The organism is Myxococcales bacterium, assembly GCA_016703425.1.
Taxonomy (GTDB): domain Bacteria; phylum Myxococcota_A; class Polyangia; order Polyangiales; family Polyangiaceae; genus JADJCA01.
Genome location: JADJCA010000003.1, coordinates 1 through 23144, shown reverse-complemented (window position 1 = coordinate 23144; position 23144 = coordinate 1). Strand labels below are relative to the sequence as shown.

19 protein-coding genes and 3 pseudogenes are annotated in these 23144 nt (G+C 69.8%); 17 read left to right on the top strand and 5 right to left on the bottom strand.

What is annotated here, in order from left to right:
- Both IPG50_11555 and IPG50_11550 read right to left on the bottom strand, forming a co-directional pair.
- Positions 1-284 (bottom strand): annotated as a pseudogene (locus tag IPG50_11555) (DUF1819 domain-containing protein).
- Positions 281-845 (bottom strand): annotated as a pseudogene (locus tag IPG50_11550) (BrxE family protein). The pseudogenes IPG50_11555 and IPG50_11550 overlap by 4 nt, the downstream one beginning before the upstream one ends.
- A gap of 398 nt (positions 846-1243) precedes the next feature.
- Between IPG50_11550 and IPG50_11545 the strand changes: the two are divergent.
- On the top strand, positions 1244-1405 hold the full coding sequence (locus tag IPG50_11545; protein ID MBK6692827.1) for an ASCH domain-containing protein: 162 nt from the start codon (positions 1244-1246) through the stop codon (positions 1403-1405).
- Positions 1406-1679: 274 nt separating this feature from the next.
- The gene (locus tag IPG50_11540; GenBank protein ID MBK6692826.1) at positions 1680-1862 is read left to right on the top strand and encodes a hypothetical protein; all 183 of its coding nucleotides are present in this window, start codon (positions 1680-1682) and stop codon (positions 1860-1862) included.
- 2693 nt (positions 1863-4555) lie between these two features.
- On the opposite strand, the gene IPG50_11535 is transcribed toward IPG50_11540, so the two are convergent.
- Positions 4556-5332: a hypothetical protein gene (locus IPG50_11535; GenBank protein MBK6692825.1), complete on the bottom strand. Its 777-nt coding sequence runs from the start codon at positions 5330-5332 to the stop codon at positions 4556-4558.
- A 197-nt stretch (positions 5333-5529) separates the two neighbouring features.
- A complete protein-coding gene (locus tag IPG50_11530) occupies positions 5530-6423 on the bottom strand; it encodes a hypothetical protein (protein MBK6692824.1) in 894 nt (297 codons plus the stop codon).
- Between the two features lie 238 nt (positions 6424-6661).
- Between IPG50_11530 and IPG50_11525 the strand changes: the two genes are divergently transcribed.
- The 13 genes and pseudogenes from IPG50_11525 (at position 6662) to IPG50_11465 (ending at position 16474) form a co-directional block, all read left to right on the top strand.
- Positions 6662-7153, top strand: a complete 492-nt coding sequence (locus IPG50_11525; protein MBK6692823.1) for a PD-(D/E)XK nuclease family protein — start codon at positions 6662-6664, stop codon at positions 7151-7153.
- Positions 7154-7494: 341 nt separating this feature from the next.
- Positions 7495-8511: pseudogene (locus IPG50_11520) on the top strand (UvrD-helicase domain-containing protein).
- Between the two features lie 211 nt (positions 8512-8722).
- The gene (locus IPG50_11515; protein ID MBK6692822.1) at positions 8723-9127 is read left to right on the top strand and encodes a UvrD-helicase domain-containing protein; all 405 of its coding nucleotides are present in this window, start codon (positions 8723-8725) and stop codon (positions 9125-9127) included.
- A gap of 8 nt (positions 9128-9135) precedes the next feature.
- Positions 9136-9915, top strand: a complete 780-nt coding sequence (locus IPG50_11510; GenBank protein MBK6692821.1) for a hypothetical protein — start codon at positions 9136-9138, stop codon at positions 9913-9915.
- A gap of 51 nt (positions 9916-9966) precedes the next feature.
- On the top strand, positions 9967-10413 hold the full coding sequence (locus IPG50_11505) for a hypothetical protein (protein MBK6692820.1): 447 nt from the start codon (positions 9967-9969) through the stop codon (positions 10411-10413).
- On the top strand, positions 10410-11075 hold the full coding sequence (locus IPG50_11500) for a hypothetical protein (protein MBK6692819.1): 666 nt from the start codon (positions 10410-10412) through the stop codon (positions 11073-11075). Before IPG50_11505 ends, IPG50_11500 begins: the two co-directional genes overlap by 4 nt.
- On the top strand, positions 11042-11251 hold the full coding sequence (locus IPG50_11495) for a PD-(D/E)XK nuclease family protein (protein MBK6692818.1): 210 nt from the start codon (positions 11042-11044) through the stop codon (positions 11249-11251). Before IPG50_11500 ends, IPG50_11495 begins: the two co-directional genes overlap by 34 nt.
- A gap of 349 nt (positions 11252-11600) precedes the next feature.
- Positions 11601-12128 carry a hypothetical protein gene (locus IPG50_11490; protein MBK6692817.1) on the top strand — a complete coding sequence of 176 codons (528 nt, stop codon included), beginning with the start codon at positions 11601-11603 and terminating at the stop codon, positions 12126-12128.
- Between the two features lie 435 nt (positions 12129-12563).
- Entirely contained in the window at positions 12564-12878 is a 315-nt protein-coding gene (locus tag IPG50_11485; GenBank protein ID MBK6692816.1) for a hypothetical protein, read from the top strand.
- A gap of 683 nt (positions 12879-13561) precedes the next feature.
- A complete protein-coding gene (locus IPG50_11480; protein MBK6692815.1) occupies positions 13562-14218 on the top strand; it encodes a WYL domain-containing protein in 657 nt (218 codons plus the stop codon).
- A 234-nt stretch (positions 14219-14452) separates the two neighbouring features.
- Positions 14453-14590: a hypothetical protein gene (locus IPG50_11475; protein ID MBK6692814.1), complete on the top strand. Its 138-nt coding sequence runs from the start codon at positions 14453-14455 to the stop codon at positions 14588-14590.
- A gap of 963 nt (positions 14591-15553) precedes the next feature.
- Positions 15554-15715, top strand: a complete 162-nt coding sequence (locus tag IPG50_11470) for a hypothetical protein (GenBank protein ID MBK6692813.1) — start codon at positions 15554-15556, stop codon at positions 15713-15715.
- Positions 15716-16309: 594 nt separating this feature from the next.
- Positions 16310-16474: a hypothetical protein gene (locus IPG50_11465; protein ID MBK6692812.1), complete on the top strand. Its 165-nt coding sequence runs from the start codon at positions 16310-16312 to the stop codon at positions 16472-16474.
- Between the two features lie 524 nt (positions 16475-16998).
- On the opposite strand, the gene IPG50_11460 is transcribed toward IPG50_11465, so the two are convergent.
- Positions 16999-17424 (bottom strand): hypothetical protein, encoded by a 426-nt coding sequence (locus IPG50_11460; GenBank protein MBK6692811.1) that lies wholly within the window; start codon positions 17422-17424, stop codon positions 16999-17001.
- Between the two features lie 2113 nt (positions 17425-19537).
- Between IPG50_11460 and IPG50_11455 the strand changes: the two genes are divergently transcribed.
- Both IPG50_11455 and IPG50_11450 read left to right on the top strand, forming a co-directional pair.
- Positions 19538-20653, top strand: coding sequence for a hypothetical protein (locus IPG50_11455; GenBank protein ID MBK6692810.1), 1116 nt, complete (start codon positions 19538-19540; stop codon positions 20651-20653).
- Positions 20623-20877, top strand: coding sequence for a hypothetical protein (locus IPG50_11450; GenBank protein MBK6692809.1), 255 nt, complete (start codon positions 20623-20625; stop codon positions 20875-20877). Before IPG50_11455 ends, IPG50_11450 begins: the two co-directional genes overlap by 31 nt.
- Positions 20878-23144 lie beyond the last annotated feature (2267 nt).

The window sequence follows — 23144 nt, the reverse complement described above, 5'->3', positions numbered from 1 at the left end:
GCAGGGGCTTCCACTCTTCTGAGGTCGCAAGCGCTCCTCGCGAGCTCCACCAGGGCGCGGTCGCGGCCGTCGGGGTCGAAGCGGCGGTTCAACACTTTCGCGACGTCGCGGAGCCAGGTTGCGCTGCTCGCTCCGATGAAGTTCTGATCACGGAGGCGATCGAGGTTCTCGCGCTTTGAACGAGCGAAGTCCCAAGCCGCGAAGACGGCGTAGGTCTCGTCGATCATCGCCCCCTTGATGAGCGTGAACGACGACGCAACATTCGCGCGCGACGTCGCCATCATGCGTCGCCCCTTCGCGCGTACGGAACCGCCAGCGCTCCTGGCTCGCCGCGAGCGAACCCAAGCGCCAGCAAGGCGACTTCGTCGTTCGTCCCGGAGAACACCCCCGGCAGCGGCACGGCGCGCCCTTCCGCCGAGCGACGGAGGCGAGAGAACCTTTCGACGTCGTGCTCGGCGACGATCTCGAACGATCGCAGCGTCGCCGGGCGAGATCGCCCCGCAGTACCTCGAGCTTCTGGAAGAACGGCGTCCACTCGCTGGCGTTATCGAGCCAGTGCTCCCAGCGCGCGTCGAACCTCCTCGACCGTCTCGGGCAGGCGCCAGAGAGTGACGCAGTTAGGGCGGCTCGAACACCTCGGCGCAGCGATGAGCTGCGACGGCGAAGACGGACCGCGCCTGCGCGAAGTGGTGCGTCCGCGGAAAGCCGCGTCGAAGCGCCGCTGCGCCGAGCTTGCCGAGTTGCCCCTTGGTGTTCCACCACTTGGCGAGGTCCATCTCGCCGAAGCGTGCGACGACAAGGCGGAGCTTCAGCAGTCGGTCGAGGTCGATAGGAGGGCTACTCACGGGACTCCTGCGGTGCACGAACGGAGGTGTGGAAAGGAGGTGCCGAACGGTGCCCGCACCTCAGCCGGGGCACAAGGGGGCGCCGGGCGTGAAGCGCCTCAACCCCGCGAACGCAAGCTGGCCGCACCCTTGCGACCTCCCCCAGGCCGACAATCTAAACGAGCGTCGGAGTCTTGGGATTGAAAAGGCGGGGCTCCAACGTGCGGCGCTCTGGCGGGTAGGAGCGGGTGCGAGTTTTCTACTACCTGGGTAGTAGGGAAACGTTTTCGCACCTGGGATCGCGAGGCACGGGACGCGGAAGTTGCGACGGATCGACGCCACGGGCTAGCCTCGCCTGGGTCCGCAACCGCTGCGATCGTCGGCCCTGCGCCGAACGCGGAACGACGAGGGGGGAACCAATGCGCGCACTTTCCGTGAAGCAGCCGTGGGCGGAGCTCATTGCGGCCGGCAAGAAGAAGATCGAATACCGCACGTGGTCCGTCGACCTCCGCGGCGAGCTCCTGATCGTCGCGAGCAAGAGTCGCAACGACGACGACGTGCGCGCGAGGCGGTCGATCTAGGCGTCCTCCTTACGGCAAGGCGCGTTTGCGTCGTCGACCTCGTGAAGGTGACTGGCGAGCCGGGCGACTACGAGTGGCACCCTGGCAAGAACTTCGTCGCGTCGCGCCGGTCGACGTTGCGGGTACGCCTGCTCTACACGGTGCCCGGATGAGCGCATCCGGTTCTGTGGAAGGCGAAGGGAACAGCGGTTGGTAGGCCGGGGACGGCAGTGCAAAGAAGAAGACGGTCAAGAAGCAGCAGAAGGCAGCTTCTCGTTAGCCGGTCGGACCTTCGATGCCCCTCACCGAGGACAACGTTGGCGCACTGCTTCACTGGGCCTACGCGAACCTCGCGATGGCCCACGCCGCGGTCACGCAAGGCGCGACGGCGTACTCAGCTGGGCACTACGCCATCCGCAGCAAGTTCAACGCGGGCCTCCGCAGCGGCTCGATGAACGTCCGCCTTCGCGGACGATGAGCGCCCCAAGCTCCGTTCTGCCACAGGCTTAGGCTATTGCGGCGCGGGCAAGCCGCCGTCTGCCGATCACATCGTGCCACGGCATCGCGGCGGCGAAGACGTTGGCGATAACCTTATTTGGGGCATGCTGAAGCTGTAACAGCTCCAAGGGCACCATTGACCCGCTCGCTTGGTATGAGCGCCGGGTTCCCTGTTCCCGCCGAGGTTCTTGCTTCTGTCGCTACCTGAAGCTCGCGGTCCATTTGCGGGCGCGCTCGCTCATGAATGCCCTGTCGAGACTGTCGCGCGCCTGATCCCTGAGATGGATGTGTGGAGCGCCCCAAAGAAGTTCCCCGCCCGGCGGCGCTCAAGATGGGTCGTTTGGTAGAAGCGGAGTTCCTGGCGCACGCCGTCGCCGTCCGGGTCAACGTGCCTCGACAACCTCCACCACAAGACCGTTGTGATCGCCGAGCCGCGGGAGGTCTCCTCCCTCCTCCCAGGCTCCCGACGAGGTCGTGCCGCTGCTTCTCGCTCGCTCAGGTGACGTGACGATCGGCCCATGAGACAGCCAGCCCGGCGGAATGCGCCCGTCTCGGTCGCGCACACGAGCCCGCGTAAGTGGCGAGGCCCGCGCGCAAGGAGCCGCGCGGCCCCGCTTGGTGCCGTAGTAGTGCGGGCCACCGAGGTTCATGTTGAGGTCGCCGCCGACGGCCACTCGACGCCGGTATTTTGCCGCGAAGGCGCCCACTCGCGGGCGTGCATCGGCACGACGCGCATGAACTCGTACCGGCCTTTGCGTCGCCGCTGGGTCCGCGATCACTGCTCCAGGGCAGTACGACGCCGTAGACGAGCAGGGCGCGCGTGGTCGACGTTCGACAGGCCGGCGCGGTTCGGATCTTCGACGGGCAGCCGCCGCGTGATGGGTAGCCGTGACCAGACCGTCGTCCAGCGCCTGCTCCCCAGCGCGCCGTGACTGGCCGGTCGCCACCGAGCGGTAGCCGTCGCCGAGGTTGAGGGCTATCGTTGGTCTCCGTGGTGATCCACACGTCCGCGTTCATCCGCGGAGGCGCGAAGCCGCCGCGCGTTCTGTCGCGCCCTCCCGCCCCGTATTCGACGCTCCACGTCCGATCCGCATGAGTCCGCCTGGAGCAGCGTATAGCCCCGGACCGCCCTCGACGCCTTTCGGCTTCTGGCTTGGGCTTCTGGCTTCGCCTTCCTGCTCAGCCTCGGCCCCCAGCCTCCTGATTCTCCCATCCCAGCGCCTCGTTTCCACCTTTCACTCACTTGTGGCGCTCCGGGGCGCGCAGTCCCGCCCTCCATCCGCGTTTCATCGAACGATGTCGCGGACGCCGCGCCGCATCGTGAGGCGCCGAGGTCGGCGAACGCGGGGTAGCTCCTATGCGACGCCTTGCCCACCTGCGATACTCGCGCGAGCCAGGACGCGGGAGTTTCCGGGATGCCGACGATTCGTCAGCAATAGGCTTTCCGATCGAGGAGATCGGTCATCGATGCAGCAATCTGCCAGGTGCGGCCCCGCGCGATGCTGCGGACGCGCTCGTCGAGATGATCGTGCGGCGTCTCGAGTCCCACGAGGACGTCCGTCGAGTCGAAGCGTCATACCCGAGGGTTCGCGGCAAATCATTGACAGCCTTGGTCTGCGCAAGCGGATTGGCGCGCTTTCCGCCAGGGGCAGAGGTGGTCGTGGAGATGCACGATTCGAGTGCCGCGACGATTGGGCGGCTCCACGAGCCGCCGACGAGTCACACATCCCCTATCTTTCCGCCGGCAGCCGCAAGGCAGTGCCGAGGACCGGCTACACCAAGCTGGCATCGAGCGATTTTCTTAGCGGGCCTGGCGAGGGTAATGCACCGAACCCTGGACGATGCGCTTCAGTCGGTCCTCGACAACTGGGCGTTTCTTCACCCGAGGGAGATTCACATCGACTACGCGGAGGGCATTCTCGGCTGGTGAAGGAAGGCGCGCGCCGGCATCGTGGAGCCTGGCGAACTGGAGCACTGGCGCGCTGAAGTGGAGCGAACCCTCAAGCGGCGGGCCAAGATCCACGAAAGGCTTCGAGAGCTGGTCGTAAGCCGCTGGCGGCGCTCTATTCCGAAGTCCGAACACGTCCAGCGCAACGCGGAACAAGCTTACGACGCGGGCCGGTCGAGCCGGCGCGTACCGAACGCGAGCAGCGCGCCTCAACGCCAACGGAGGTGATGCCTTCCCCGAAGCCTAGCCATTCCCAAGCGCAGGGTGACCTCTTCACGAGGAAGACGGGCGGCGCGAAGCGCCCCGGCAAGCCCACCAGGTGAATCGAACCCAATCCCAGCGCTACGCTCCCGCGTGACGCCCCCGCCGCCCCTCGCTTCGCTGTCCACCCTCGCGGCTCGGCGCGCGCATCTATGTCGAAGGGAACAGCAGCGAAGGCCGGGGCCGGCAGTGCAAAGAAGAAGACGGTCAAGGAGAAGAAGCCGAAGGCAGCTTCTCGTTAGCCGGTCGGACTCCCCTGTCAGATTCGCTGTCAGATTCCACGTCAGATCCCCGCCGCCCTGCGTCTTAGTCCTCGTGCTCCATCCTCTGCCCTCGATGCGCTTCACCGCTTCCTGCCGGACCGAGCGGCCCCGCGGCGGCGGCCGGCTCTTCCGGCCGTGCGCCCAGCGCGGCTCCTGCCCTCGCGCACCATCCTCGTCCCGACGGAGGCCCACGCGCACGCCCTACGACGCGTCATCACCGCCTCGTGGCCACGCGCCCTCATCGGCGCCCGCTTCGCGCGCGCCGAGGCGCTCGCCCTTGAGCTCCTTCAGCGTGAAGGCGTCGACTTCACGCCCGGCGAAGAAGCGCACCGCGCCACGCGCCTCCTCGCGCTCTTTCACGAGCGGTCGCTCCGCCTCCGCTACTTCGAGGCGGCGCTCCTCGCCGATGTGCCCGGGTGGGACGTCGCGTTCGCGCGCACGCTCACCGAGCTCGAGGCCGCGGGCTTCACCCCAACGCGCTTGAAGAGCTCGCGGCGAGCCCCCTGCCCCGCGACGCGCCTTCGCGCGCGGCCGATCGCTGCACGATCTCGCGCTGATCTGGCGCGCCTCGACGAACGGGCCGCTCGGTCCTTCACGCCGGCGCGGATGCTCGTGGAGGCCGCCGCGCTCATCACGCGTGAGCCCGCGGCGTGGCCGGAGCTCGGCCCTACCCTCGCGTTCGTAACCGGGCACGAGACCGCCGCGCGCGCCCGCTTTCTTCGCGCCATCCCGCGCATAACGCTCGCCCTCGTCCCGTCGCGCCCGCGCCGCCACGCGCACCACGAGCGCTTGGCGCTGCTCTTTCCCGAGCTCGCCGCCGCGGCGGCGACCAGCGCGCCCGCCTCCGGGGCGCCGTCGACACGCTCGACCGTCACCGAGCTCGCGCCCTGTCGGCTTCTCTTCGAGTCGCCCGACGTTTCTCCGCCCCTTCGCGGCCGCGAAGCCGCGGCCCCGACGGCACCGTGCACTTTGGAGCATCACGGCGGCGTGGCCGACGAGCTCGAGGCGCCGCCTAGTGGGTGCACCGCGAGGTGTTCGAGCATGACCCCGCTCTCCGAGCTCGCCATCTCGCGCCGCGCCTCGAGCCCTGGGCCCCGCTCCTCCGCGCGATCGCCTCGCCACCTTGCCGTGGCCGGACGACGCGGGCGGCGACGCCGCGGACGGGCCCCCTGTCGTCATCCTCGGCGGCGTGCCCGTCGCGCGTACGAGGGCCGGCGCGCGCCTTCGCGCCCTGCTCGGGGCGCTCTCGCGCTTTCTCCCCATCGACGCGCTCGGCGTTCGTACCCCCCCTCCGCGCCGAAGGCCCTCGAGGGCCGTAGCCGCCCGGACGAAGCCAAGCGACGAAGCTCATCGCCGGTCTCGGCACCGTCGGCGGCGCCGACGCCGCGCCGGAGGCCGCCCTCGGGTGGCTCCCCCGGATGCAGACTCAATCGGCCGCCCTCGAGCGTGAGCTCGCCACCGCGCGCGACGACGACGAAGATCGCGAATACGCGCTCCGCGACGCACGCACGCGCGCCCTGCACCTGCGCGCCATCACGCCGTCGATGACGGCGCTGCACGAGCTGGCCCGCGCGATCGTCGATAAACAGGGCCTCGTCGCGCTCTGGCCCCGCCTCGCGGAGTTCGTGCGCGAGCACCTCGTCTTGCCCGCACCCCCCGGCCCCATCCTCTTGGCGGCGCTCGAAGACGCGGCCACGAGCCTCCTCGCGACCGACGCCGGTCGCTCCGTCGGCGGGGCCACAGCGCTCGGCCTGCTCGGCGAAGCGCTCGAGGGCGCGCGCGCGAGCGCCGCGCGCTTCGGAGAGCCCGCCATCACCCTCACCACGGTGCGCCGCGCCGCGGGCCTCTCGGTTCGTGCGGTCCGCGTCGTGGGCCTCGTCGAGGGCGCGCTCCCTTCGCCGGGCCGCGAAGATCCCGTGCTGCCTGACGCCCTGCGCGCGTGGCTGCCCGGCGTGCCGCGCCTCGGCGAGCGCGCCCACGCCGACCTCGCGAGCCTCGTCCACGTCCTCGAAGCGACCACCGAGCGCGTCACGCTCTCCGCCTCGTCCGTCGATGAAGCGGGCACGCACCGCGAGCTGTCGCCGGTCTTCACCGAGGCCGGCGTGGCCCTCGCCAGGCCGGGCCGCGATCGGCGCGCCCCGCCCGTGGAGGTGCCGGGCGTGCGCGCGCTCGCCGAGCGCTACTTCACACCGAGCCGCGGACGCGGCCGCCTTCGACCTCCAGCATCCGCTGCGCGAGGCGTCCTGGCAGGCTCTCGCCGCCAGCGTCGCGCGCCTGGCGCCAGCCCACTGGCAAGGGCCGAGCGCCGTGGGCCTCGAGCGCCTGCTGGCGTTGCTCGACCCGACCCGACCGCCCGACGCCCTCGATGGCGTGTTCCCCAAGCGCGGGGCGTTCCCCGTGTTGCCAGGCCTCTCGCCGGAGCGCCCCATCTCGCCGACGCGCCTCGGACGCGTCCTCGGATGCCCCCAGGCGTTCTTCCTGTCGGACGTCTTGGGCTTCCGCGAGGCCGCCGAGCTCCCCGACGGCGACGCCATCGATTCGCTGGCCTACGGCTCGCTCTTCCACAAGCTCGCGGAGGACTTCTACCGGGCGCACGGCGAGAGCTTCGTCGCAAGAAGGGCACGCTCGAGGCGCACCTCGCCACGGCCGAAGCGCTCACCGACGCGCTCTTCACGGAGTTCGTGGACGGCTATCCGCTGGGGGGCGCGCTCGTGCGCGAGGCCGAGCGCGCTCGGCTCCAGCGCGACGTGGCGGAGCTGCTCCAATACGATTGGGGCTCTGACGCGCGCGCCTTCGTGAGCGGAGCAACCCTTCGGCAACGACGCGCCGTGCGCCTCGAGACCTCCAAGGCGGAGCGCGCCCTGTTCGTGCAAGGGCAGATCGACCGGCTCGATAGCGTGGGCTCCAGGCTCTTCGTGCGCGATCTCAAGACCGGCAAGCCGAAGCTCCGGAGCTCCAAGGGCGCAGGCGACTTCGACCCTGCCGTCGACCTTCAGCTCGGCGTCTATGCGCTCGTCGCCGAGCAGCTCGCGCGAGCGTGGAAGGTCTCCGCGCGGGGCGGCGTTGAGAGCGCGTACGTCTACCCCAAAGGCAACCCTCAGAAGGAGCGGCGGTACAACGCCGACGAGACCAAGGAGCTCATGGCGCTCACGCGCCAGTGGCTCGAGGTGGCGCGCTCGCTGCTCGAGGCGCGGGCCCTTCCCCGCACGCCCGACCCGCAGGGCTGCACCTATTGCGCGTTCGCGGTGTCGTGCCATCGAGAGCAGAGCGGCCGCTCGAGAGAGGTGCTCACGCTCGAGCCTCGCACGGAAACCCTACGCGCTTCGTTGGGGAGGAGGAGGCGTGATGAGCACCTGGATCAAGCCGCCCGCGAGCTCGCCGTTCGCTCTCGCAAGAACCTCGTCATCGACGCCGGCGCCGGCACCGGAAAGACGACCACCCTCGTGGCGCGCCTCGTCGAGCGCATCGCGCCGGAAGACGACGGCCCGGCGCTCTCGCTGGACCGCATCGCGGCGATCACCTTCACCCGCCGCGCCGCCGGCGAGCTCAAGCTGCGCGTGCGCGAGTCGATTCTGCGAGCGCTCGGCACAACGTCGCTCAGCGCCACGCGAAGGGCGCCGCCTCTTAGAGGCGCTCGCGCAAGCTCACTCCGCGCACCTCGGCACGATCCACCGTTCGCGGACCGACTGCTGCGGCTCCGCCCCGCGGAAGCGAAGCTCAGCCCGAGCTACAGCATCGCGGAAGACGCGGGCGCACTCGTCCGCGAGGCCTACGAGCGGATGCTTCGCCTGGCGCAAGACGGACACCTGGGCAAGAGCCTGGCCGGCGCCGGTCACCCGACAGAGTTGGTGACACTCGCCGACCGCGCGACGGCGGCCTTCGCGGATGCGCTTCGGTGCGGCGTCCGCCCCCGCCCGAGCCCGACCACGACTTTTGCCCGCCGATCCTCGGGAGCTGTACGCGAGGCTGCTCGAGTGCCGCGATCGCGCGCTGCCCACGCTGCCCACGCCGCCCGGCTTGGCCGAGCCACCTTCGACCGCGCGCGGCTCGACGGTGCCGCACGACTCGCGAGAGCGTGCCTCGCGCCGGTCGGGCCCGACGACGACGGCGCTCGCGTCTTGCTCGCCCGGGCCGGGCCTCGCGGCCATCAACCCTGAGCGCTCGTCGACGCTCCTCGACGTGCTCGACGCGGTGCGCCGCGTGGACGAGCTCAGGCCGAAGAAGAGCTGCGCGAGGAGCTCCGGCGTCGCCGCGCTCAAGGCCCCTCAGGACAAGGGCCCCGCGAAGGATCGCCCTCGCTCCTCGAGCAACTCGTCGCGCCCATCCACGAGTGGATGGCGAAGCGGCTCGTGAGCCTGGCCCGTCGCCGTGACGCTCTACGAGGAGACGAAGCGGCGAAACCAGGCGCTCGACGCCATCGATCTCCTGCTCAAGCTGCGCGATCTGTTGCGCGATGACCTCACGGTCCGCGGCGAATACCAGAAGCTCTTCGACCACCTCTTCGTCGACGAGTTCCAGGACACCGATCCGCTCCAGGCCGAGGTCCTCCTTTATCTGTGCGAGCAGGGGCCGCGCGCCAAGAGTGTGGACGCCGTGGTGCTCACGCCGGGGAAGCTGACCATCGTGGAAGATCCAGCAGGTCGATCTATCGCTTCCGGCGCGCCGACATCGGCATGTACGAGCGCGTGCGGAGCCAATCATGGCCGGCGACCACGACGCCGTCGAGCTCCGCGCGAACTTCCGCAGCGAGCCGAGGAACCCTTCAGTGGCTGAACCACCGCATGGCCGCCGTGCTCGGTGAGCACAAGACCGAGACCTTCGACCCGGCGACGGGCCAAGCCTACTTTCGCGCGCTCGAGGCCGGACGCAAGAAGGGCGAAGGCGACGACGTGGTGCACCTCTTGCCGCTCGAGGACTCGCCGGACTCGCAGGACGGCGCCGACGCCGTCCGCGACCTAGAGGCGGAGGCGCTGGCGGCCTACGTGCGCTGGCTCGTGGACAAGAGCGAGCTGACGGTCGTGGACGCCGACACGCGCGAGGCGAGGCCCGTGCGCACGAGCGACATCGCCGTGCTGGCGCGCGCGACGACGTCGCTGAAGATCCTGTTCGCGGCGTTTCGACCGCGCCGACGTGCCCTATGCGCCAGCGGGCGGGCGGCTCTTCTTGAGTCGATCCGGTGCACCAGCAGTTTCTTCTGGGCCTCCGCGCCATCAGCGACACGGACGACGGCGGCGCTGGCGGCGCTCTTGCGACCGCCGTTCTTCGCCATCGATCCCGTGGGATCTTTGGCAGGCCAAGGCCAAGCAACGCAGGCCCTCGAGGGCGTCGACCTGGAGGCCGCCGCGCGCGCGGAGGAAGCCGCCGCGTGGGTGATGGAGCTGCGACGATGGAGCGTGGGAGGCGGAGCTTCGGCGACACGGCGCGTCGCCTGCTCGACGAGACGGCTTCGCGCGGGCGGTCGCCCTGGGCCGAACGGGCGCAGCGCGTGCCACCTAAGGGAGCTCATCTTCGCCCTCGAGCGCGTCGGTGACGCGGGAAGCTCGACTTCGACGGCGTCGTGATGCGCGCGCGCGAGTGGGTCGACGCGCCCGTCGGCTTGATCCCGGCCGCCGGTGGGCAGCGACGCTGTGCGCATCCTCACGGTGCATCAGGCGAAGGGCCTCGAGTTTCCCGTCGTCATCTTGTGGGACGCAGCGGGCGAGCTGCGCGCGGCGCCCGCGCGCGGCAGCGCCTTCGAGCTCGAGGAGCCGTCGGGCGCGTGGAGCATGTCGCTGTCTCGACTCCACTGGGACGAGCCGGCGGGGAGCGGTCTCAAGGCGCGAGCGGAGGAGATGGCGGCCCACGAGCGCCGGCGGGTGCTCTACGTCGCAGCGACGCGCGCCCGCGACTTGCTCGTGCTCCCGTGCGCGCGGGGGGAAGTTTCTCGGACGCGGACAAGTACGCGCACGCGCTCTTGGCGGCGCCAGCGCTCGCGGGCAAGGCGGCGAATGGCGTGCGGCTCCTCGAGCCGTACCGCGAGGGACGCGGCGCCGCGTGGTCGAAGCCTGCGGTCGCGATGAACCGTCCCCCGAAGCTCGCCAAGGGCGCAGCCGAGCGCGAGCGCGCCGCGTGGGAGGAGGCGCTTCGCGAGGTAACGCGACCGCGGCTCGCGCCGACGTCGGTCACGAGCGAAGCGCACCGAGCCGACGGCCACGACGGCCACGCGCCGAAGGGCGAGGCGATTGCGCCAGTCGGCGCCGCCGAGAGAGCGGTGGAGCTCACGCACGCGCCTCGGGAGGCGACGGCGCTCGGGGTCGAGCCTGGTGGGGTCGATGGAACGGACGGCGGTGATTGCGGAGACGGGGGTGAGCCCGGCGCGCAAACGTGGGCGCGGGCGAAGAAGCAGGGCCGCCACGGCGCGGCGTTCGGGTCGCTCGTGCACGCGGCCATTGGGCTGGTGTTGACGCGCGGCCTCGACGCGAAGGAGAGCGTTCGTCGCGTGGCGCGCGCGCTGGCGGTGGGCCCCGCTGTGCCGCTCGATGAAGCGGTGAGGGACGTGGAGCGAGAGCGCTCGCGGCGTTGCGCAGCGAAGGTGTCCTGCCGGGAGTGCGCGCGAACGGCGACGGAGAAGTCGCGCTCCGCCTCGAGTACCCGTTCGCCGAGGCGAGCGCCGATGGCGCAAAGCTGGTCGTGGGCTACGTGGATCTCGTGGCGAGCCGCACAGACGGGACGCTCACGGTGATCGACTTCAAGACCGATCGCGCGCCGACGCGCAGCGCGCGCGAGGAGTACCCAGCGTACGTGAAGCAGGTCCGCCAGTACGCGGCGGTGCTGGAGCGAGGCGCAGGGCCGGCCCGCGACGCGGCGGGGTTGCTGTTTACCGAGACGGGGCGCGTGGAGTGGTGTGAGGGGGGTTGAGAAGCGGGAGAAGCAGGACGGTGACGGAGCCGCCGCGCGTTCTTGTCGCGCCCCGCCCCGTATTCGACGTTCCACGTGGCGATTCGCATGAGTCCACGGCGCCTTCTGGCTTGGGCTTCTGGCCTCGACTTCTGCCTGCGTGACTGCCCCACCGCACCATGCCCGTAGTTTGGGGGACGAGGCACGAGCGAGAACCTCAGCCTGCCCGGAAGAGCTCCGCCCGGTGGGCTAGGACTGGCGCAACCCGGCCGCGGACATCCGCTCCCGGCCGTGGCCACCCGGCGCATGTGGAAAACATGGACCGAGCGATGGATTGCCGCCTGGCCTGGCGCGTGCGACCAAGGCGGGGATGTCCAAGGCATCCCCTGAAACCTCATTCGCCACGAAGGCCGACGTCCACGCGCTGCGCGGCGACGTCCACGCTGTGCGCGACGACGTCCACGCGCTGCGCGTTGAAATGCATGGCATACGCGACGACCTGCGCACCGAAATGCACGGCATACGCGACGAGCTTCGCACCGAAATGCACGGCATACGCGACACCCTGCTCGACGCGATGCACGGCCTCGGCGCGCAGCTCGAAAGCATGCGCCCCATCTTCCGGGCAACGGGCGAGCGCGAGTCGACCATCGAGGACAGCCTCAAACGACGGATCGCGGACGGCGAGAAGAGGGCCGACGACCGCCTGAGGGATGTCGAAGCCGTCACCAAGAGGCATCCGGGCGCCCTCGCCCAGCACGGGAGCGCACTCGCCAGCCTTCGCACCGAGCTCGAAGGGCTCCGCGAGGCGTACCACGTGCCTAATTCCGCGGAGGTCGCCGCGTTCGAGGCTCGCCTCGCTCGCCTCGAAGAGGCCGTCGGCATCACCCGCCGCTGACCAGAGGCTTCCGCCAGGGCGCCGCTGCCAGCGGTCGACCCCAGCGTGGATCGTCTCTTCCGGCTCACACGCGTGACGCCCTGTGGAGAGCTGCTCGGGAGCAGAGCGCTAGTCTGCCTGCGCGCACCTCGCCGACCGTCACCCCTCCGCGAAGACCTCCGCGACCGTCGCTGCGGTGGCGGCCTTGCGAATCCACCGCGTGAGCACCGCGTCGTCGGTGCAGGCCGCGATCGTCTCTTGCTCCGCGGGGGAAACGGCGAGACCGCGAGCATCGAGGAACGCCAGGAGGTCCGCAACGCGCGCGGCGCGGACGCCCTCCTCGCCTCACGGCCCTTGGCCTGGTGCTTCTTGGCGAAGTCGCTTTGAAACTCGTACTTGCGGATGTCCATCTGCTCCTCCAGTGCTGCCTTCGCCGCGGGGCCCAGTACTTCGTAGATGACGTCGGAATATAGCACCCCGGAGTCCCTCGCCAACGTCGCGACGGCCGCGAGCGCCGGCACCGCGAGCCGCACGACATCGGGTTCGCGGCCGTGCGCCAACACCGACAGCACCGCCAACTCGGGCGCACGTTTCGCCTCGGCTTCATCGGTGATGTACGGAATCGCGCTCGGGCCGAGCACGAACGGTGCAAACGTGAAGCTTGGCCCCAACTCCACCGGCTTGGCGCACCACTTCGCCATCGCCTCCGTGGGCGCCACCACGAGCACGCAGACCGGACACTTGAGTCGCGCTCGCAACGTCGACGCGTAGACTGGCCACGAGTAGCGCTTCGCCAGGTCGCGCTTGAACTGCACCTCCACGACGATGCCCAGCACGGGCCGCTCCGCCCGCTCGAGCACCACCACGAGATCCGCCCGGTATTGCGTCGGCGTGATCTGCGTCAGGTCTGCCGAATCCGTCCGTAGGCGCGTGCCCGACGGCACCGCCACGCCGAGGAGTCGCAAGACCTCGGCCGCTAGTGGAGGGCGCGTGGAACAGCGAGACGAGCACCTCGTGCCGACGGAACGAACTCATGCGAGGTCTATCGGCAGAGGCCCTCGATAAGTTGCGTCCCCCTCCCCGCGTCCCCCTCCCCGCGTCCCCTCCCCGCGTGCCCCTTCCCAAGTGGCCCCGCCTCGTGAACCATCCCGTTTCGCTCATGGGTCAACGCTCCAGCACGGCCACCGTCGTCGCCATCGTCCAAGCGTTCCTCGAAGAGCGCAGCTGGAAGCAAGCCTCGCTCGCGCGCCGCATCGAGATCGCCGTGCCGGCGCTACGCAAGCGCCTCGAAGAGCTCCAGGCCTACGGGTTCCCGCTCGAGCGCGAGGAAGACCACCCGCACGTCTGGTGGAGCGTGCCCAAGAGCTGGTTCCCCGGCGCCGTCGTCTTCAAGGACGCGGAGGTCGGCGAGCTCTTGCGCCTCCTCGCGCGGCTGCCCAAGAGCCGCTCGCGCGATCAGGTCCTCGAGTCGATCTTGCGGCAGCTGCCGGCGCGCGGCGACATGGCCGCGCTCGTCGGGACGGCCATCGTGCCACCTGACGCGAGCGGGCCCGTCGGAGCGCTACCAGTCGGTCCTCGAGGACGCCGCCGCGCAGCGCATCGCCGCGCGCGTCCGGTACTTCAGCGCGGGGCGCGGCGCCGAGGGCGCTCGGCACGTCTCCGTGCACCGCGTCGTGATCGGGCCGCCGGCTCGCATCATCGCGACGTGCCACCGCTCCGGCACGCTCAAGTGGTTCCGCATCGACAACGTCTTCGAGGCTCGACTCGACGAGCACGAGCCCTTTCGCCCCGCGGCGCCGGCCGACGTCGCGACGTTTCACGACGCGAGCCTCGACGGCTTTCACCAAGACGGGCCCACCGAGGTCTTGTCGTTCTTCGTTCGCGATCCGGAGGCGCGCTGGGTCGCGCGCAACCTCTTGCCGGGCATGCGCCCCGAGGAGATCGACGGCGGCATCCGCGTCACCGCCGAGACGACGGCCATCTTGCAAGTGGCCCGGTACCTCGCAGGGCTCGGCGAGGCCGCGCGACCCGAGAGCCCGAGGCTCGCCTCGTGCGTGCTCGCCCTCGCCGAGGGCACGCTTCGGAGCGCACGCGCGCGCGCCAACGACTGACGAGGCGTCGGCCAGGCGCACGCGCTCGCGCAACCAGCCGCGCGCCCGCTCGAGGGCCTTGTCGACGCGAGCCCGCACGCGACGCTGGCTGGCCACGCAAGAGCGCTCCTCCGGTCGAAGCTCCGCTGCCACCAACTCGGCGATGGCTCGCCCTTCGAGGTAGACGGCCGACAGCGGTTCGCGGACGCGGCGCGGCGCCGCAGCCACGAGGGCCCGAACAGCGGCGAGCTGCTCGTGCACGCGGCGCGCCTCTTCATCGCGAAGGAGGAGCGCCTCGGGATTTTCGACGCCGCCGCTACCCTGGCCCTTGCCTTCGCCTTCCTCGTCCAGCACCTCGAGGGGCACCGCGGCGCGGCCGCGCTGGCGGCGTAGCGCGTCGATGGCGCGGTGCTTCGCGGCGCGGCGCACGTAGGCCGCCTCGCGCCCGTCAGCCACGGCGCCACCTTCGATGCTCGCGACCAGCTCGAGGAGCACGTCGTGAGCCAGATCTTCGGCGGCCTCAAGCGGCAGGCGCATGCGCGCCAGGCTGTTGAGAGCGACGGCGCGCACGCACGCGGCCAGCGTGTTCCGGGCGCTCTCACGCTCCGTCGTGGCGTTGCGAAGGGTACGTGCAGCAGCGGTCGTCGAGGCACCAAGCGACATGGAGTTCCCTTTCTGGGGTGACGCGTTGACGGCGAGAGCGGCTCGGCAAGATCGCGGGGGAGACGGAGGCCGGGAGACAGGGCCGCAAAGCCGACGGCACTATGGGGAGGCGCGACGCCGAAACGGCTCGCGCGATTAGGCGCCACTGGACGAATGGGCACCGCGAGGAGCTTGCCGCGCGCGCCGAAACTGGCGAGCCGTGTGTCAGAAGAGAGACGAAGCACCGACATCGATGCAAGGAGCCCCGATGTCCAAACAACACACGATGATCTTCACAGCCCCCGCGAGCGCGAGCCCTGGCTGGCAGACCTTTCGGGTAAAAACAGGGTCGAGCACGTATCACGTCGCCTTCGGGCCCCTTGGCTCGCGGCGAGTCGCCGTCCTGCGCGGCGACTCGCACGGCAACGTCATCCACGAGATCGACGGCGATCCCCTCGCGTGGGCGAGGCGAGCCTCTTCGGCGTTCCGCCAGGAGAGTGGGTCGGCAAGCCGCTCCTGTCGGCGGCGTGATCACGTCAGCGGTGGTCTCCGTGGCCACCGAAGACGATCCCGAGGTGCTCTCGCGCGTCCTGACGTGGCTCACCCTGCCAAGCACCTCGGCGCCCACGCCCGTGTTCGAGAGCGCCCCCGCGGCTCATCGCGCAGCCCGTCGCGCAGCCCGTCGCGCCGCCCCTCGCTGGCGCCGAGCTCTACGTGTCGCTCGTCGAGGCAGCGGGGCGGCGCCTGCGCGCCGTCGCCGACGCCGACGACTTGGTCGAAGCGTTCGCGGCGAGGCCCGAGCTGAGAGAGCGCTTCGGCGACGAGCTCGCCGCGTGTTTGCTCACGGTGAAGGGCATCGCTCGGCGCATGGGGTGAACGTCGAAGTCCCGGGGGGGGAGAGCCATGTTGCCTAGTTCCACGAGACGCGCACTGTCGGATCGACGTTCCACGTGCTGATTCGCATGAGTTCGCGTGGGGGGCGTACCCGCGGATCGCCCTCGGCGCCGTCGTCGCTCTGGCTTGGGCTTCTGGCCTCGACTTCTGCCCGCGTGACCGGTTGACTGCTAGGAAGCTGGTGGCCGCTGCAGCGTCCGCCCTTCTCCATGCCCCTCTCCTTCCTCCACATCGCCGCCTCCACCATGGCCGGCGGGCGTTCGGAAGGCGCTCGGCGAGCTAGGGCGAGACGACGGGGTCGTGGACTTGCGGGATGGGCTGCAGGTCGGCCCCTGGCCGGCGTCGACCGCGGCGCGAAGCAACGCGACGCGTGGTGGCAGATGCTCAGCGCGGGCGTTCCCGCGGCAGACGTTCTCAGAGGAGACGTCGCTCGATGACTCGGCGCTATGGGCGAGGCTCCGCGCAGACCCGCGGCCCGTCGTCGTGTGGCACGGCCCGGACCCGGCCGAGCACGGGTGATGCTCCGCACCTGCTTCCAGCTGCGAGCACACCCCGAGGCGCGCGTTCGAGGTTCACATGGGCGGCGGCGGTCCGCGCCGTGCGCTGCCCTCGTTCTATCGCTCCGTCGCGCTCTCCGGCGGCGAGGTGATGGGAGCCTGGCAACACCGGCGTCGGATCCCGATGTTCATGGCGCGCGCGGCGCTGGCAACGATCGTCGCGCATCCCGGCTGCCTACAGTGACCTGCGCCAGGGCCGCATCGTCCCACTCTCGCTGTCGATGTGCACGATGCGGTCCTCCGCGCGGCCTGCGTCGATTGACCGGGAGTACGCGCGTCCTCGGGCTCGTGCTGGCTGACCTGCCCGTTGGCGATCTTTCATCTGGCGAGTCCGCCGACTGCTCGAGGCCGGCCTCCTCGAGGGCGGGGCACGAACGAGAAGCTCGGCTGCCCGGAGAGCCTCAGCTCGGGGGGATAGTCGGGCGGGATAGGACGACTGCAGCGGTCGACCGCGACCGTCACCCTTCCGCGAAGACCTCCGCAACCGTCGCTGCCGTTGCCGCCTTGCGAATCCAACGCGTGAGCACCGCGTCGTCGGTGCAAGCGGCGATCGCTTGTTCCGCCTCGGAAACGGAGAGAGACCGCGCGCCTCCAGAATCGCCAGAAGGGCCCCGACGCGCCCCTCCTCGCGCCCTCCGCCCGGTGCTTCTTCGCGAACTCGCTTTTGAACTCGTACTTTCGGATGTCCATCAGCTTCCCAGGCAGCCTTCACCCTTCGGCGAAGACCTCGGCGACGGTAGCGGCCGTTGCCGCCTTGCGAATCCAACGCGTGAGGAGGGTTGCGTCGGTGCAAGCGGCGATCGCTTCTTGCTCCGCCTCGGAAACGGAGAGACCGCGCGCCTCCAGAATCGCCAGCAGGGCCCCGACGCGCCCCTCCTGGCGGCCCTCGGCCCGGTGCTTCTTCGCGAACTCGCTTTTGAACTCGTACTTTCGGATGTCCATCAGCTTCTCCAGGGCAGCCTTCGCGGCGGGGCTTAGCGCTTCTTCTATGACTTCGGAATATAGCATCGCAAAGTCGCTCGCCAACGTGGCGACCGCCTCCAGCGCGGGTGCCGCGATGCGCTCTGCGTTGGGCTCGTGGCCATGGGCCAAGACCGACAGCACCGCCAGCTCGGGCGCGCGCTTCGCCTGCACCTCGTCGGTGACATGGAATCGCGCCTGGCCCTAAGACCACTGGCAAACGAAGTTCCTGGGCCCAGGTCCAGAGGTCTGCCGGCACCACTCGCCAAGGCCTCCGTGGGGACCACGACGAGCACGCGACGGGTACTCAAGGCGCGCCGCACCAACGTCGCCGCGTAGACCGGCCACGAGTAACGCTTCCTCGAATCCCAATCGAGCTGCACCTCGACGACGACGCTGGTACGCGACGCGCCATTCTCGAGCACCACCACGGGATCGGCTCGCGTAGGGCCGTCGGCGCCAGCTCCGTCAGATCCGCGGAGTCGGTGCGCGCCAGCTCGATGCGCGGGCACCTCCACACCGAGCACCCGCAGCAGCCCCGCCGCCAGCAGAGGGGCGCGTCTGGCTAGCGAGAGCAGCACCTCAAGCTCGAAGGCATGCGGAGACCTCTTCGGCCGGACCGCGGGAGAAGTTGCGTCGCCCAGTGACGGCAAGAGGCGGAGAGGCCGAGAGGAGGCTGATCCTCGAGCAAAAAGGCTGGAGGCTGGAGCCAGAAGCGATCCTCGGGCGCTCGAGTCCTGCCGCCCGGCCGCCACCACCGCACGCTGCCCCCGATCCGGGAGTTCGGACCAACGAGGAGTCTCCACCACTGGTGAGACAATTGCCATGGACGCACCATCTCATCATCCTCAACCAGGCAAAGCCGTGAGACCCGCGAGTTCTACGTGCTCGCGGCGGTCAAGGCGCGGTGGACCAAGCGCGAACTCGGACGGCAGGTCCAGTCCGGCGCAGTGTTACGGAGCGCGCCCGCTGCCAAGAAAGTGTCGCCGGCGGTGACATCAATTCATCCGACCGCGATGGACGAGCTGAAGAACGGCGGCCTCAGATGCCCGTCCTCGCTCGCCTCCAGCGCGCGCTGCGCGACCTCGGGCGCTTCTACGCAGAGTTCTCGAAGCCTCGCAGCAAGGGCGCCAAGGCACGGCGCCAATGACGACGAACGTGGAGCTTTCCCTCCCCACCTCGTTTTACCCTCGCTCTCCGTGGCCTCTCCGCGCGTGCCCTTCCTCAGCGACACCTCGAACGAGACTGCGGACGACGCGCCGCATACGCGAGGCGCCGCCGCTGGCGCGGGGCTTCTCCTCGTGTGGTCCGTCGATGCCGCAACTCGGCCTCGCCCATCGGCGGCGGCACGGCGCCCTGGCGGGTATCGGGCGCTCGTCGGCCCGCGCTCATCGAGTTTCCCAACGACCCGGCGATGTCGCGCCTCCACTGCGACGTGCAAGTCGAGGGCGACGCGCTCATCATTCGCGATCGCGGCGGGCGCGTGGCACGTACCTCAACGGCGCGCCCATCCACGGCAGGCACGGTGCGCACACGCCCCTCGCAGAGCGCAGCGTCTTGCGCGCCGGGAGCTGCCTCATCTCTCGAGCCCGATCTGCATCGCGTCGGCTGGCAGTCGGGCCCTTTCAGCCAAAACCTCCGCTCGACGCTCCTCAAAGACTGTCATCGTCAAATCGTCCCGCCATGGCGCGCATTCGCGCCGAGGTCGCCGATGCCGCACGGCGCGCCTTCACGCTCTTTCGATGCAAGCCGGTTACGGGCGCGGCAAAGAGATCATCGCCTCGCACTACGCCGCCGAGCGGGCGCCCGCACATCAAAGCGCCGCAACTGCGCCAACTTCCAAGGACCTACGCCGAGGGCCGAGCTCTTCGGCCGTCCGCGGCGCGTACACGGGCGCGCACCGCCGATCGCGCCGGCGCCTTCGAGGGCCCGCCGCGGTGCTCTTTCCTAGACGAGCTCGCCGAGCTGCCGCTCGAGGCAACCGAAGCTCCTGCGCGTCCTCGAAGAGCGCACCATCCGGCCGTCGGCGGCGACGAGAAGCCCATCGACGTGGCCTCGTTTGCGCCACGCACGCCGATCTGGAGAAGGCCGAGGCAGGGGCGCTTCCGCGCCGATCTTGGTACCACCAGCCCAACACAGTGACGTTGCCGCGCTCCGCGAGCGCCGCGAAGAGATCCGTACCAGTGCACTTGTTCGGAAGAGTTCGAGGGCGTGCCGCCCGTGTCCGTCCGCTTCGCCGCGCGGGCGATTGGGATCCCCCTGTCGAGCGCGTATCGGCTCAGCGCGGATGCTGAGGAAGAGGGAGAGGGAGCGTAGTCGCCGCGGTCTCAGCCGCGACCGCGACCCCGACCCCGACCCCGACCTCGACCCCGACCTCGACCCCGACCCCGACCTCGACCTCGACCTCGAACATTACTGGATGGAGTCCAGCAGTGACGGAGTCCAGATCTCGACGGGTCAACAGGACCCTAGTCACCTCGACCTCGACCTCGACCTCGACCTCGACCTCGACCTCGACCTCGACCTCGACCTCGACCCCGACCTCGACTTCGACCTCGACTTCGAACCGCGCCGACGATCCTGCGGCCTTAACCGACGGACCTCTCGCCCGCCCGTCGGCGCGCGGTACGGTTCACCGGTGCACCCATCCCTTCCGTTCGTTCTGACGGCCGTCGCGCTCTTCGCCTTCGTGGCCTGTGGCAGCGCCGACGACACGACGAGCGCCGACGAAGTGAGCGACGCAGGCGCGACGGACGGAGGCGTACCCGACGCGACGTCGACGTCCTCACCGCTGGAGTCCGATGCGGCGACAACGGATGGCGGGCGCGACGCCGCGCTCGCGAGCGATGCGACGACGCCGGACGCGGACGCACCGCTCGACGGAGGCGCCGACGGAGGCGCCCTCGCGAGTGACGCAAGTGACTCGGGCGCCCCTGACGCAGCCGACGCTCCGCTCGAGCCGGCGACCACAGTGCGCTTCGTGGCCCTGGGCGATCAAGGCAAGGGCTGCGCGTCCGCGACCGACGGGCAGTGCAAGGTCGCCGCCGCCATGGAAGCCAAGTGCGCGGCGAGCGGCTGCCACTTGGCGTTCTCCTCGGCGACAACATCTACCAAGCGGGCGCCCCACGGCGAACGACCCCATCTTCCAGACCATCTTCGAGCAGCCGTACGCGAACCTGGCGTTTCACTCTACGTCGCCCTTGGCAACTTCACGATGTGCGGGCGACGGCGCCGGCACCAACTTCGGGCGCGCGAGAGCGAGATCGGCTACAGCAGCTCCGCAGAAGTGGACGCTTCTTTCCCGCCCGCCACTACCACCAGAAATTCGGCGGGCGTACGCTCGGGCTCTTCATCGCCGACACGAACGCGTCGATGGTCAGCGCCGCCAGCGCGGTGCTGGTAGAGGACGCGCCGCTCTTCGAGGCGCAAGACAACGCGCAGCGCGCCGATCTCGCGAAGTGGATGGCGGCGTCGACGGCAGCGTGGAAGATCGCCATGGGGCACCACCCCAAGATCTCCAACGGTCCCCACGGCAACGCCGGCAAGTACGACTGCAACAGGTCCTTCCAGGTCAGTGCGTCCCACCCGCCCGCGCCCATCAACGGCAAGGGCGTCGAGCGCTCTTGAACGACGTCGTCTGCGGGCAAGGTCGACCTCCTCTCGGGCCACGATCACAGCCGGCAGTGGCCTCTCGACACCTGCAACGGCACCGAGCTCATCGTCTCCGGCGGCGGCGCCTCGACCGACTCGCTGCCGCGAAGCAACCCCATGCACTTCGCGAAGGCGACCTCGGTTGGTCTACGTCGTGGGGAACAGAAGAAGACGCTCACCGCCGAGAGTTCATCGACGAGGCGGCAACGTCAGGCTCTCCAGCGCACGCTCACGAAGCCCTGACGCGAGGGGCGCCGAGCCTCGGCATCACGTGGGCGATGCGACCGGCCGCGGGCGACGACCCCCTTGCTGGGCCTGGGGCACCAGAGGCCGATCCGGCAATGAGCTGCCGCAGCCGCGCTGCGTGCGGTTCCCTGCGCTTGCGGCGGCTAACAGCACGGACCATGTCGGACCTCGGCGGGTCGGTCTGCGGCGGCTGGGCACGAATCATTGCCTGCTCAAGCCCGTTCCTTCATTAACGGCGGCTGCAACCGCCGTGGGTACGAGAGCCACTCGTGAATCGACCGAAAGCTGCTGCGATTCGACGCGTCGCCGCGCGAGCCTACGACGCGCGGTCTTGCGTAACCTCGGAAGGCTCGGCAGAAGCTCCCCATGCTTCTGGCCACGGGCCGAGTTCTCTCCGCCCCGGTTGCGCTCCTCACTCACCTCTTGGGATGGCTCCCCCGGCTCTTTCGGCTGTCGAACCAAGGTGCCGTCGACGCCGGCTCCCGCAGAGGTTCCAGCACCGCGCCCGTTGCCGAATCCTGCCCGCGTGCGTGCTCGGTGCGGTCCGCCAATAAGCCGCCGTGCCCCACGCGGGTGTCGGGATCTGCGCGTCAGGCACCGAGACCCGCCCGTTTCCCGCAACCAAAGCGACTCGCGCGCACCGCGTGGGAGCCAGTGCCTCGGCGCGACAGTTGCGCGCGCCGGAATCTGTGGCGGCCTCGATGACGACTGCGACGGCAGCGAGGTCGACGAGGGGCATCGAGTGTCGCCGCGACGGTGGCACCGACTAGATCCGACTGAATCTTGGCGCAGCCGTTGGCTGGCAACATTGACGAGCTCTGCGGAAGTCTTTGAGCCATCCGACTCATCTTTCCGGTCCCAGAAACGGGAGAACGAGAACGCTACCCCGAGGTCTTGGCTCACAAAGGAACCATGTCGACACAACCTGTCCGAGCGCCTCCGTAAGCGAGACCTCGAGACTCCGAGGAGCGCAGACCCGCGACGCGAATGGCACGATGCTCACTGGCGCGGGCATCGGCGTCCCGCCCAGGCGCCGTATCGGCAATCATCGGCGGGGCCGTGTGCGCGCTATGCGTGGTCGCGGCGCCCGCGCTCACCGACAGGATGGGTGCCTACCGCCGTTCGGCGCCGTGAGCACGACGCGCCGTCGGGACACGCGAGAAGCCCGTGTGACTCTCGGACGCGGGGGCGGACGCTGCAACTCGCTCTTCAGCGCGTGCGGCCCGAAACCGGGGTTGAAGTAGCAGTTCAAGTCGGACAAAGGAACTCGCTGGGGATGCTCTGAAGCCCCAGGGGTTAACTACAGCACCGCGTAGTCGCGACCGTCAGGTGCAGGACGCGCTAGCGACAGTGAGACGTGCCCGGGCACGAAGCCCATACGCCTTCGAACGCCTGCCGCGTGGCAGGATCCATCGCTTGGGGTTGGCGGTCGACTTTCCATGAATTTTGAGCACCGCGGCTCCACCGTTTTGGTAGTCCGTGATGGCGGCGGTCGGATCGTTGTAACCCCGTCGGCCCAAGGCGCTCCATCGCGTAGGCGGGTTCCCGCCGGGTTGGCCAGGGTGGTAGAGGCGGTCGCGTTGCCCAGACGGCCTGGAGCTGCGGGTCCGACGGGGTGGCGCCAGCGAAGACTCGCTCTTGGCCGCCCGATCGCCGCCCGTGCTGATGCGCCCGTCGTGCGCATTGTAGGCGTGGTTCGGCTGACCGTCGGGGTTTAGCGTCGTGACGCCCCAGATGCCCCTCCGCGACGCGTGGGTTGCGCGAGCCCGAGCACGCCGTCGGGATCGCGCGCCGTCCGGGCGTTGATGCCAGCGACGTTTGAAGCAGTCGCCGCGCGTGCCTTGGAACAACTCCGGGCGAGGCTGGCGGGATCGCGGTAGTTCTGCCGCAATGTCGGCTGGCTAGTTGAACCGATCGAGCTCGGAGAACGTGGACGGCGCCGGGGGCGTCCGGACATCGAAGCGGCCCGTCGGCGGAGCAGCGGAAACATCGGGGAG